General features: G+C 40.8%; 10 protein-coding genes. All 10 read right to left on the reverse strand.

Going from position 1 to position 13207, the window contains the following annotated elements; translation table 11 throughout:
- Positions 1-63: 63 nt before the first annotated feature.
- The 10 genes from iolE to J7Q84_RS00310 all read right to left on the reverse strand — a co-directional run bounded on the left by iolE (position 64) and on the right by J7Q84_RS00310 (position 13207).
- Entirely contained in the window at positions 64-954 is an 891-nt protein-coding gene (gene iolE / locus J7Q84_RS00265) for a myo-inosose-2 dehydratase (RefSeq protein WP_209092359.1), read from the reverse strand.
- 11 nt (positions 955-965) lie between these two features.
- Complete coding sequence (gene iolD, locus J7Q84_RS00270) at positions 966-2885, reverse strand: 3D-(3,5/4)-trihydroxycyclohexane-1,2-dione acylhydrolase (decyclizing) (RefSeq protein WP_209092361.1); 1920 nt, start codon at positions 2883-2885, stop codon at positions 966-968.
- A 124-nt stretch (positions 2886-3009) separates the two neighbouring features.
- Positions 3010-4470 carry a CoA-acylating methylmalonate-semialdehyde dehydrogenase gene (locus J7Q84_RS00275; protein WP_209092363.1) on the reverse strand — a complete coding sequence of 487 codons (1461 nt, stop codon included), beginning with the start codon at positions 4468-4470 and terminating at the stop codon, positions 3010-3012.
- Positions 4471-4500: 30 nt separating this feature from the next.
- Positions 4501-5502 (reverse strand): 5-dehydro-2-deoxygluconokinase, encoded by a 1002-nt coding sequence (iolC, locus tag J7Q84_RS00280; protein WP_209092365.1) that lies wholly within the window; start codon positions 5500-5502, stop codon positions 4501-4503.
- A 119-nt stretch (positions 5503-5621) separates the two neighbouring features.
- Positions 5622-6647 (reverse strand): inositol 2-dehydrogenase, encoded by a 1026-nt coding sequence (gene iolG / locus J7Q84_RS00285; protein ID WP_209092367.1) that lies wholly within the window; start codon positions 6645-6647, stop codon positions 5622-5624.
- A gap of 124 nt (positions 6648-6771) precedes the next feature.
- Complete coding sequence (locus J7Q84_RS00290; RefSeq protein WP_209092368.1) at positions 6772-8865, reverse strand: DUF5054 domain-containing protein; 2094 nt, start codon at positions 8863-8865, stop codon at positions 6772-6774.
- 24 nt (positions 8866-8889) lie between these two features.
- Positions 8890-9654, reverse strand: coding sequence for a sugar phosphate isomerase/epimerase family protein (locus J7Q84_RS00295; RefSeq protein WP_209092370.1), 765 nt, complete (start codon positions 9652-9654; stop codon positions 8890-8892).
- A gap of 1 nt (position 9655) precedes the next feature.
- Positions 9656-10627 carry an aldo/keto reductase gene (locus J7Q84_RS00300; protein WP_209092372.1) on the reverse strand — a complete coding sequence of 324 codons (972 nt, stop codon included), beginning with the start codon at positions 10625-10627 and terminating at the stop codon, positions 9656-9658.
- Between the two features lie 400 nt (positions 10628-11027).
- On the reverse strand, positions 11028-12317 hold the full coding sequence (locus J7Q84_RS00305; protein ID WP_209092374.1) for a CehA/McbA family metallohydrolase: 1290 nt from the start codon (positions 12315-12317) through the stop codon (positions 11028-11030).
- 23 nt (positions 12318-12340) lie between these two features.
- A complete protein-coding gene (locus tag J7Q84_RS00310; RefSeq protein WP_209092376.1) occupies positions 12341-13207 on the reverse strand; it encodes a carbohydrate ABC transporter permease in 867 nt (288 codons plus the stop codon).

Raw genomic sequence — 13207 nt, forward strand, 5'->3', positions numbered from 1 at the left:
ACTGCTAACTACTAAGAAACATACTCCTTCTTCCCGCTTCACTATCGGTATTGTTATTCCCCCTTACAACCCGCTTGTTTCACGAATATAAGCTCGTGCTTTTAAAGCATACTCCAAAGGGTTCGCTATCGCTGGGTCTTGTTCGGCTTCAACCACAAGCCACCCTTTGTAGCCAGCTGCAGCTAAAGCTGCAAATACCGGCTTAAAGTCAATAACGCCGTCACCGGGTACCGTAAATACTCCAGCTTTTACAGCTTGAAGAAAGCTCAGCTTTTCTTCCCGAACCTTATTTACTACATCAATCCGAACATCCTTTAAATGAACATGATAAATACGATCTATATGTTTACGGAGTACCTGTATATAATCTTCCCCCGAGAATACAAGGTGTCCTGTATCATATAATAGCGACACTTTGGCTGGATCTGTTTCTGCCATCAGCCGGTCAATTTCTTCTATGGTTTGAATTCCCGTTCCCATATGATGGTGATAAACGATTTTCATCCCTTTTTCAGAGGCAAGATCACCAAGCAAGTGAAGCCCTTTTACTAACAGCTTCCATTCTTCATCTGTAAATACTGGCTTACTTTCAAACAGTGCCGTATTCATCTGCCCCTGAATACTATTACCTTGTTCAGATACAACAATCACTTTTGCACCCATCTCATATAAAAAGTCCCTATGTTCAATAAATGCTTTTGTAGTTTCCTCCATTGGCTTCGAAGTCAAAACGGCACTGAACCAGGCACTTGCAATTTCAAGTCCCCGTAATGATAATGCCTTTTTTAACACTGTCGTATTGCGCGGGTACTTATTCCCTACCTCACTGCCGGAAAATCCCGCAAGCGCCATTTCACTAACACACTGCTCGAAGGTGATGTCTCCTCCAAGCTCTGGCATATCATCATTCGTCCATCCAATTGGCGCAATGGCCAGCTTCACATCTTGAAACATCTTCACTCCCCCTAATAAGAACGTGCTTTTACAAGATAAGATTCTTTATTATGAAAAGCGGATTGGATACTTTCCTTCGCTGCTATTTCAGCTACACCGACATGCCACCAGGAACCATAGCCGTGAGTCATGGTTTTTGGAAGAACTTTAATATCCATCAGTGTACTGACCGCTTGCTTTTTCGCATCTATAATCGCTGCTTCTAGTTCCTCCATCGTTCGAACCGAATATGTTTTTAGACCATAACCTTCTCCTATTTTTGCATAGTCAATGGTCATAATTTGACCGTCCAGCTTTCCTGTTTCTGGGTTTCGTTTTCGGAATTCAGTAGCAAAGCTGTCCATGCCATTTTCCATTTGCAGGTTATTGATGCAGCCAAACCCGGAATTATCAAAAAGAAGGACATTGATTTTTTTACCTTCCTGAATGCTCGTAATGAGTTCAGAATGAAGCATTAAATAACTCCCATCCCCTGCCATTGCGTATACTTCCTTGTCAGGTTCTGCCAGCTTTGCCCCAAACGCGCCCGCAACCTCATAACCCATACAAGAATAGCCGTATTCCATATGATAGGTATTCCGAGCTTTTGAAATCCACATACGTTGGAGGTCTCCTGGCAGACTGCCGGCTGCACCGACAATCACCGCGTTATCATCGATCAGCTCATTGACCTTACCGATAACACTTGTCTGTGTTAGTTCCGACCCGAATGCTTCTTTATATTCAGGAAGCCTATCATCCAATTGTCCGGCAATTTCAGGTATAGAGCCTTCTCTATATGTAACTCTCGTCAGCCGAGTTAGTTCTTCTTCCCACTCTTTCTTAGCTTCAACAATCTCATTTCCATAGGAAGCGCGATACTCTCCCAGTCCCAAAGCAATCGCTTCAAGTCCTGCCTTTGCATCCGCTACCACCTTCACAGCATCCAATTTCGCTGCGTGGAAATCTGAAATGTTGATAGTTAACACTTCTGCATCAGCAAACAATTGCTTCGAAGCAGTTGTAAAATCAGTAAAGCGAGTTCCTACGGCGATGATTAAATCAGCATCCTTTGCAATAGTATTAGCTGCTGCATTTCCTGTAACGCCTAGCCCCCCTAAATTAAGAGGATGAAAGCTTTCGACTCCGCTTTTTCCTGCCTGTGTTTCCCCAAATGGAATATGAAACTTTTTCGCAAATTGAAGAAAGGTTTCAGCTGCTTCTGAATAGCGCACACCCCCACCTAAAATCAATAACGGCTTCTTCTTAGATTGAATGAGATTTACTGCATCACGCACACTTTCCATAGAAGGCTGCTGCCGCTCAATTCGATGAACTCGTTTTACAAAAAATGATTCTGGAAAATCCCAAGCTTCCCCTTGTACATCTTGCGGAAGAGCAACAGTAACCGCTCCTGTATCTGCAGGGTTAGTTAAAACACGCATCGCATTCAGTAATGCTGACATCAATTGCTCCGGACGGTTGATTCGGTCCCAATATTTACTTACAGCACGGAAAGCGTCATTTGTAGAAATAGATAAATCATGTGTCTGTTCAATTTGCTGTAAAACAGGATCTGGCTGGCGCGTTGCAAAAACATCTCCAGGCAGGAATAGAACTGGAATATTATTAGCTGTTGCAGTAGCGGCAGACGTAATCATATTGGCTGAACCAGGTCCAACTGAAGCTGTACATGCCATAATCTGTTTTCGGTGCTTTTGCTTGGCAAAAGCTATTGCTGCATTTGCCATCCCTTGCTCATTCCGGCCTTGGTACACCTCTAACTCTCCAGGATTTTCTTCCAATGCCTGACCGAGCCCTAAGACGTTACCGTGTCCAAAAATTGTAAAAATCCCCTTAATAAAACGTTGCTGCTTGCCATCAAATTCTACATATTGTGCATTCAAAAATTGCACAAGTGCCTGAGAAGTTGTCAAACGAATTGTATTCATAATCAATTCTCCCCTCGTTCCAAACATTAGCATTCTATTTTTTGATTCTTGAAATATATACAATTCTAGAAATTTATAAAAAAGAAGGGAAGCAACACTCGATTACTACTTCCCTTTTATTTCGTTACACGTATCGGGCGGTCAGCATTTTCTTTCGGGTATAGAATTCTACCCCGTCTGTACCGTTAGCATGAAGATCCCCATAGAAAGAATCTTTGTGGCCAGAGAATGGGAAGAATGCCATAGGGGCAGGAACGCCAATATTTACACCGAGCATACCTGCATCAATCTTCTCTCGGAACTGGCGAATTGCTGAGGCACTGTCCGTATATATACAAGCACCATTCGCAAAAGTAGATCTATTCGCTATTTCAATACCTTCCATTAAATCTTTGACTCGTATGATTGATAATACGGGTGCAAAAATTTCATCTGTCCAAATTTTCATTTCTTGTGTGACATTATCAAAAATCGTCGGTCCAATAAAGTAACCATTTCTATTCACCGCTTCGTCCTGACGTCCGTCGCGGAGCAAAGTTGCCCCCTCTTTAATTCCAGATTTGATGTAATCAAGTGTCCGCTGTTTATGGCTTTCGCGTATAACTGGTCCTAAAAATACTCCTTCATCCAAACCATTTCCGATTACAATATCATTCGCCGCCTTTTTCAATCTTTCAATTAATTCATCCGCAACTGACTCTTCTACCGCTACAACAGCTGCTGCCATACACCGCTCGCCAGCTGAACCAAAAGCCGCACTAGTAATTTGCGAGACAGCTATATCCAAATTAGCATCCTTTAAAACGATGGAGTGATTTTTTGCTCCTGCAAGTGCTTGCACACGCTTTAGGTTTGCAGTGCCCGTTTTATACACATATTCCGCTACAGGCTGCGAGCCGACAAAGCTAATTGCCTTCACCAGCTTATGTTCTAACAAACCATTTACAACTTCATGCGCGCCATTCACAATATTTAATACACCTTTTGGAAGCCCTGCTTCTTCGAACAATTCCGCCAGACGAGCTGCTAAAAGAGGAGTACGCTCCGATGGCTTTAACACAAATGTATTTCCACAAGCGATAGCCAGCGGGAACATCCAGCATGGAACCATCATCGGGAAGTTAAATGGTGTAATTCCGCCTACTACACCGATTGGATAACGATACATGCCAGATTCTAGCCCTGCTGCAATATCAGGAAGCTGCTTACCCATTAGCAAGGTCGGAGCACCTGCCGCAAATTCTACACACTCAATGCCGCGAAGAACTTCACCATGTGCCTCGGCATAGCTTTTTCCATTTTCAATCGTGACGAGCTTGGCTAATTCATCCCAATGCTCTATAAGCAGCTGCTGGTATTTAAAAAGAATCCGTCCGCGTTTTGGAACAGGTACTTGCGACCATGTTTGAAATGCTTCATTTGCAGCATGGACAGCCTGATCAACTTCATCTTTTGTTGAAAGAGAAACAATTGCCAATTCTTCTCCCGTCGCTGGATTGTAAACCATTTCTGTTTTGTTCGATGAGCTCTCAACCCAATCTCCGCCGATATAATTCTTTAACGTTCTTACAGTCGTTACAGTCATTTACAATTCTCCCTTTCCTTTGTCACAGCCTTAAATTAGTTCATAAACGGCTGTTTCCATATAATTAAAAAGCTCATCCTTTGTCGGCATTGCATCCGAGCAGCTATGACGCGAAATAACGATAGAGGCCGATGCGCTCCCCATTTTCATGGCTTCCGCAACGTCTTTTCCATCCATCAGTCCCAAAATAAATGCTGATGCATAGGAATCTCCCGCACCAAATGTCTTCAGTACATTCGTCCGGAATACACCGCTTCGATGCAATGCACCATCCTTCGTATATGCAATCGATCCCGTTCCGCCGTGTTTAATGACTACCAGCTCCGCTCGGTATGAAAACCAACGTGATGCCGTATAATCATCATTGGATTCTGTAATATTTAATAATTTTTCCATCATATCGAACTCTTCACGAGTACCGATGATAACATCGCATTTTTCAGCAGCAAGATTGTAATAAACCGCTGTTTCCGCTTCATCTGTCCAGGTGTAAGCTCGATAGTCGAGATCAAAAATAACAGTTACCCCGTTTTTCACTGCATATTCTATTGCAAGAAATACCGCTTCCCGTGACGGACTTTTGGCTAGTGCGGTTCCAGACACTAGCAATACTTTCGACTGTTTAATATACTCTTCATCAATATCAGATGGGTGAAGCTTTAAATCCGCTGCATTGTCACGGTACATTAAAATGCTGCAATCATTCGGACTTTTAATTTCAGTAAAAGCAAGTCCAGTTACAGCTCCAGTACGATCAATCTTGACTCCTGTTGTATCAATTTTATTTGTTTCTAAATATTCCGTTATAAAACGACCCATTTGGTCATCAGATACTTTACCAATAAATCCTGTTTTCTGTCCGAGCCGTGCTGACCCTATTGCAATATTGGCAGGAGAGCCACCAACATATTTCGTAAAGGTACGCGTTTGTTCCATCGGACGATTGATTTCATTGGCATTCAGGTCAATGCACAGCCTTCCTACAGCAATTAAGTCAAATGACCGCGTTTGGTCAAACTTAAGAGGGTTCATATACCACCAAGCCTTCCTGTTTATCTGTTACTTCGCTGTAACACTATTCAATTACTACTTGTGTTTGAATCGCTTCACATATCCATAAGTCAGTAGCTTTTATCGCGGAAGTATTATCATTAAACTGTAGCCGCAGATTGACCGACTAGCTGAACCTGTATAGGTGCACCCGTTTCAAGAGATGTTCTTGCAGCTTGTGCAATTAATTCTGCCTGTAAACCATCGATGCCGCTGCAGCTGACTTCTTTATTCTCAAGAATTGCATTGATAAACTCCATAGCTTCATCAAAATATGCCTGTGCATAGCGCTCTAGGAAAAAGTGCAATGGTTTTTCTTTTGTCACGTGTTGTGCATTTGAAATTTCAACCGTATTCGCTCTGTTGTTATCAGCTTGTGCCGCTCCTTTGTTACCAAAGATTTCGAGACGCTGGTCATAGCCATATACTGCACTACGGCTGTTATCAATTACACCGAGAGCACCATTCGCAAACTTTAATGAAATAACAGCTGTATCAATATCGCCCGCTTCTCCAATTGCTGGATTGACAAGCACAGCTCCGTTCACATAAACCTCCACTACTTCACTATTCATGATATAGCGTGCCATATCAAAGTCGTGAATTGTCATATCCATGAAAATCCCGCCAGACGTTTTTATGTAATCTATACTTGGAGGTTGCGGATCACGTGATGTAATGCGCAAGATATGCGGCGTACCAATTTCACCTGATTGAACAACTTCTTGAATTTTCCGGAAATTAAAATCAAACCGGCGGTTAAAACCAACCTGCAGCTTAACACCAGCCTTTTGAACAGCTTCAAGTGCCGATTTCGTTTCTTTTACGGAAAAGCTAACTGGTTTTTCACAAAAAATATGTTTGCCTGCTGCAGCCGCTTCTATAATTAAATTGGCATGAGTAGTAGTAGGGGTACAGATAAAAACCGCATGAATTTCAGGATCGTTCAAAATATCTTGGTAGTCGGCCGTTACTACTTCAATTTCTGTTTCCTGTGCCCATTCATCCAAATGGTCAATGACAACATCGGAGATACTCTTTACCCTCACCTGTGGAATTTTTCTTAAATTACCTGCATGAATTTTTCCAATTCGTCCCGCACCAATAATACCTATTGTCAATTTCATGAATTGAACCCTCCTTATTTGTCATCCAATACTTATTGAGTATCTAGTACCTCATAACAACCTTGGCTGATTGTAATAAAATGCGTAAAGGTCACTACGGAAAACCTTTACGCTACTACTAGCCTTAGTGTGATTTCAGTTTTAAAATAAACCTGCTTTTCCCATCTTCTTCATACCACATGGGGAAATTAGTTCCCCAAACATTGTTATAAAGATTAAAATAGAATCCATCTTCTAATGGAGCGAAGGTATTGTTAAATTGCAGCAATCGCTTTTCACCAGGTGACACAAGTGGCGAATCTTTCGTCTCAATAACGGCTTCCGCTTCTGCTCCTGCATAATACAGACCTTTATCCACACAATGAAGGTTACGATTTCCGTTTTTTACAACTTCAAGTGGAGATAGACGTTCACCCAGCTTATCCATTTTCCACATGTTAGGATTATCCACCCTTAGCGCAACTGAGAACCACATTGCCTCTGGCAGGCGATTTGCTTCCTTATCAAACCACTGAAGCTCAATTTCAACTTGATCATTTGAAAATTTATATAGAATAATAACTTCTCTTGGAGCACCTAATGCTGCAATGGCATAGTTTGGCAAACATAAATGAACTATCACGTTATCACTCTCAGGCTTTTCGACCTTACTAATAGAAAGAACTAAAGGCTGATAGATTTCATGCTTCGGCCTTGGAGAAATGAGCTCTATGCCTGGTTTTCCTTGGTCCGCCTCCGACCAGTGGTAGGTTTGACTGATATTCTCCACATACTCTTCAAACCATTTCGTATAATTCTCTACTCCAAACGATTCATACTCCAGCAGACCAATCCGTTTCGCCCACTCTTTTCCATTACTATCTATTAAACTAGTAATAGAGCCATCCTTTGCAAACACAACAGTAAAACCGCCAAGGGAATATGAATAGTTTGTATTTAACTTTACATTGCCCACTTCCAGCTTTTGTGCATCTAGCTTTTCGAACGCTCGATACACTTCCTTTTGCCGCTCAGCTGATAAAGCCGCAACCGCTTTTTGAATATAACCGCGCTGCTCTCTCCAGGATTCTTCAAATAATTGATAGCTTTGCCTTTTATCTGAATCTGAAAAAACTTTTTTTGATAAGCGATCAAACTCATCCATTGCGAATGAACCGATATAGCTATACTTATCCGGTACCGAGTCCTCCTCGATGAAATTTTTCTTCCTCGCTCGATTAAAATCATTCTTTGCATAATTTTTATAATCATTAAGATATTTCTTTTCATCCAATCCCCATGTATGCTCCGGAATCAATAGCAGCCAGTCAGAAAATCGCTTATACTCTTCACTGGATATATCCATCTTCTCTTCATATATCCATCGATTTCGAAGCCTAAGTAATTCTCGGTATTGTGCTACCTTTTTGGGATCAGTAGCTACACCGTGAATCCATGAATCACCAATTTCCTCACAGATAACAGGCAACGTATGTTTTATCTCCTGTATCTTAGCAGCAAACACATCCATAGTTGAAGCCTTGATGATCGCGTTAGGAAACCTTTCTTGTAACCTCGTAAACTCAGCTTTTATATCCTCAATTGAAGGTGGTCCGCAATTATCACCCGTATGTGCAAACACCATAACTTCTTTTAATCCATCCAAATTCAGAATGTCCCCATAATTGTCAGCATAGTTTACAATCACTTCTGAACCGTCGTTCCCTTTCCATACAAAAATCGATGGAACGGAAGGAACCTTTGAGGCTGGATTCACTCCGATATGAAAATATCGGATGCCATTACTTGCCAAATAAGGAATGAGTGCTTTTGTATGACCCGGCACATCGGTCATTTTTGCCGAAATTGTGGTCTTCCCATATTGCACATCTAACCGTTTGGCGATTGATAATCCATATTGAAATAACTCGGCATCCATTAATTCCGTATGTGTCGTAAAAGGCAAACCATGCCATGAAATAAATCCTTTGTCGATTGCTCTCTCCATTTTTTGCTTTTCTTCTGGATTTGCTTGTTTTAAATACTCCTGAATTAGCCAGGACCCTGTAGTCCAGACAAATCCAACAGAAGTATCTTCTTTCTCAAGACTTTCTGCCAGATGGATAGCTTTTGGGATATACGACTTTATATATTGTTCGGTCACATTTTCTGCTAAATCGGTAAAACCAATATCTAGATGCGTTTTGAAAATAACATGCACTACTTCGATATCCTTCATGTTGCTGTTCACCACCTTATGTTTCTATACCTTTACTTTTTCAGACATTTTTATGAGATTAGTCAGACTCATCTCTAAGCTGTCTAAAGGATTTCCAGAACAGTAATCTTGCTCTACCGCATAGAATTCAACCCCATTTTGTTCTCCCCATAATAAAATTGGTTCAAAGTCAATCGAACCTGTACCTACTTCAGCAAAATACTTTCTCTCATCATTAGTCATATCTTTTAGATGAAGAATAGGAATTCGATTAGGAAATTTCTTCATATAGGAAAGCGGATCATATCCTGCCATCTTAACCCAATAGGTATCCACTTCTGGGTATAGATACATTCCATCCTCTTCTTCTAAAATAAAATCAAGCGCGACTTTTCCATCAATCTGTGTTTGGAATTCAAAATCGTGGTGATGATAACCAACCCGATATGCTTTTGGTACTACCTGTTTTGCGACTTTAAGCAAATCATGCTTAGCTTTTACATACCCTTCTACATGTTGCATTTCTTTCTCGAGATAATGGCAGAAAAAGTCGCTTGTCCCAAATAAATCAGCCTCTTTTAATACCGTTTCTAACTCATTGTTCATGCGATCTAAGCTGATATGCATGCCCGCTGTCTTTAACCCCGTTTCTTTTAATACTTCGGCAATCTCTTCCGCTGGATATTCATATAATCCATCGATTTGCACAGCTGCATAGCCCATTTTCTTTAGTTCACGTAGTACGGCAGGAAAGTCTTTACTAATTTCATTACGTAATGTATATAATTGAGCCGCAAATTTATGTTGCATCTTATCTCACCCCTTCGGTTTTAGATTCACGTAAATTAAGCTCATCTATTTCTACAGTGGTTAATGGTATATTTGCCCCCTTAATAGAAGACAGCAGCTCTTCTACTTTCTCAGGACCAATAATTGCCGCTGTTGGATACGGCTGATTCAACACATATGCAAGGGCAATCTCAATAGTGCTTGCTCCCTTTTCTTTGGCTAGATTTTGTGCTCGTGTAAAACGCTCCCAATTTGCCTCACTATAATATACCTCGACCATTTCCTGATTTTCTCGCTTCTCCGGTGAGAATCGGCCGCTAAAGAACCCCCCTGCCTGAGAGCTCCATGATAATAATGGAAGTTGTGTTCCCTTATGCCAATTTGCCATTTCTTCATCAACCGAGACACATCCTGGCCATCTAGGTCTATTGCATTGCGCCAAACTCAGATTCGGACTGTTAAATGTAAAACCAACAAGACCGTGTGTTGCCGCATAATTATTCGCTTCCTGAATTCGGGTATGCGACCAGTTTGATGCTCCAATCGCATGGATTCTCCCTGCATCAAGATGCTCATTTAGCACTTCCATTATTGGGCCAATGTCAACGTTTGGGTCGTCACGATGCAGCGCATAAAAGTCGACATAATCCGTCCTTAGCCTTGCCAAGCTTTCCATTAAATCCTTGGTGATTGCTTCTGGATTCACACGTGGCCCCGGTTCACCATCATCAGGGTGTGCACCTTTTGTAAGGATATAGATATTTTCACGAATCCCCCGTGATTCCACCCATTCTCCTACTATAGCTTCACTATTAATATATTGATGAGCAGAATCAAATATATTGCCACCCATTTGAACATACTGATCCATAATCTTAAAAGCCTGTTCTTTATCATCCAATTGATAGAATCCAGCTGTTCCCAAAATTAAGCGGGAACACTTTTTTTCTATAGATTTATTTCCTTTTACACCTTTAAGAGTAATATAGTTCATTGCAACCCCCTCTTTCCTAAAAATTGATATCGTTCTTCAATCATGATACCTGGAATATTCGTATCCATTGCATCGATTCCCCATTCCAGAATTGTTCTCCGCACATAAAGGTCATCACTTATACTTCCATGTACATAGAAACCATATGGACACAATTCGTCTACTAAACTAGGCGAAATCTGAAAATGGGGACATGTAGCACCTGAGCCTCAAGCAAACACAAATATTTCACCGGATTAATCAATAGTGATGCACTACTCACATTGTTTATGATTTTTTACTATAATTCCTTATCTCTGCCAATAAAGCATGATTGAAGAACATAATTTGAACTTTATCCATAGCCTTCTACTAACTGAGCCACTTTTTCCTAATGGTCCATGCACATGCTCTCATTGTTTCAACTCAATGCATTTCTGAAATAAATAGGATTGCTTAACGCTGCTAATAAACGCGATTTCACCTGAGGAAAATAGCGCCAAACCTCCACCCTATAAAAGAAACGTTCTTCGGCAGGCAATGACAAGTCCAGTGTGTCCTGCCCTTCCTCAACCAATACTTCTAGTTCAATTCCGTGATTGGAAATCACTTTTACAACATCGCTAAATTCGGTATTCTTCACATTTAGAAGCACAGGATGCTTCGTATCTTCACATATATCCCCTGCCATGCTCGTGCCGCAAGTTAAATCAATAAAGGGGCCTTGTGGTGAATAGCTTAAAACTACATGTCCCCTGTCAATTGCTTTTAAAATCTCCGCACTTGTCAGGGACTTACTATATACCCAAGTTGTTGGCATTCCATGGACTACATAAGGATCAGGACGGTGTGTATCACTTCCACCAACAGCAACCAGCCTTTTCCCTGAAACCAACTGCTCCTGCCACCAGTCAAGAGCAGCCTGATTATCTTCTCGCCATGGTCCATTCCAAACCTCAACCCAGTCATAGTCAAAATCCCACTCTAATCTCCACCCCGTATTACGGCAATATGGATGGTTCAACGATATATAGGCACCCCTTTTGCGCCCTTCTTCTAATTGTGCATGTAAATCTTCCATATTATTTACTCTAAAATCACGAACCGGATCGCTTACACCAAAAAAGTTCAGATGTCCCCAGTTTGTAGTCAGCTCCATGCCTGGGATAAACAACGTATTAACATCCCTCGGATATGCTTCATTTTGACTGGAGGTATTATGATCAGTTAATGCTACAAAATCAAGACCATCCCTTTCAGCAATGTCAGCTTTTTCCCTTAGTGTGAACTTACCATCACTATGGACACTGTGGGTATGAAGGTCACCCTTTAGCCAACGAAATTCTTCTTTCGCATACTCAATTGTTAAATTCACCGTACAACCCTTCTTAGCTACTTTATATGCTCCAAGAATTACTGCCCATTCTCCTTCTGGTAATTCACCATGCAAATATCCTGGAGTAGCCTTAGCTAAATGAATAAAAAATTCTGTACGAGCACCACCGCTCCATCCGCGTACTCTATTAGGATCTTTTATTCCTAAGTCAATGATGCTCGAAGTAGCACCCTCTTTGGTAACGTCCATTTTCACTTTAATTTGTTCTATGCCAGCAGGAACAAAAAACGGAATTTCAATATATACGTTTTCTTCCTCATGAGAAATAAATCTTGATACCTTTTCTATTTTTGAAGTTTCTACAATAATACTCATTTCACTCACCCTCCTGGTGGATGTTATTCTTTCCCTGATCCGAGCATAATACCTTTCACAAAATATTTTTGTACAAACGGATAGATTACAAGCAATGGAATAAGAGCAATCATAATTCCTGCCATCCTTACATTTGAAGTAATAAAGTCACTGCTTGATGTAGAGTCAGTTGAAATAATTAATGAACGTAAAGCAAGCTGTAACGTATATTTTTTATCATCGTTAATATAGAGTAAGGCAGAGGTAAAGTGATTCCATCTGCTGACAAATTCGAACAGCGTAACAGTTGCAATTCCTGGTTTCGCCAAAGGTAAATAAATTTTCGAGAAAATTCTGAAATCACCAGCTCCATCCATTCTTGCAGATTCAGCCAATTCATAAGACACACCTAAAAAGTAATTTCGCATTAAAAGAACACTGAAACCTGAAACCAAGCCGTGAATAACAAGAGAAGTAAGTGTGTTTAATAATCCAAGGTCTTTATTCACCACATACAATGGAATCATTATGGCCTCACCAGGTATCATCATCGTGACCATAATGAGAGTCGTCATTATTTTTTTACCTGGCAAATCTTTTTGAACTAAAACATATCCCGCCATAGCAGACAAAAACACATGAAAAAACGTCCCTAAAACGGTAACGATGACATTGTTATAAAACGGTCTCCAAAGCTCCAGCTTTCTCCAAATCGTTTCATACCCTTCAAAACTGATTTCCTTAGGCCAAAGTTTGATTCCGGGTTTCATTGACTCGATATTTGAAGAAAGTGAAACGATCAACGTATTTAATATCGGAAGAATCATCGTAAGGACTAACAGTAATAAAAATAGCGTATTTAGACTATAAAAAGTTTTGCGTTTCCAATTCCATCCAATCCAATTCTTCAT

Origin of the sequence: Bacillus sp. 165, from assembly GCF_017742235.1 — a bacterium.
Classification (GTDB): domain Bacteria; phylum Bacillota; class Bacilli; order Bacillales; family Bacillaceae_G; genus JAGHKQ01.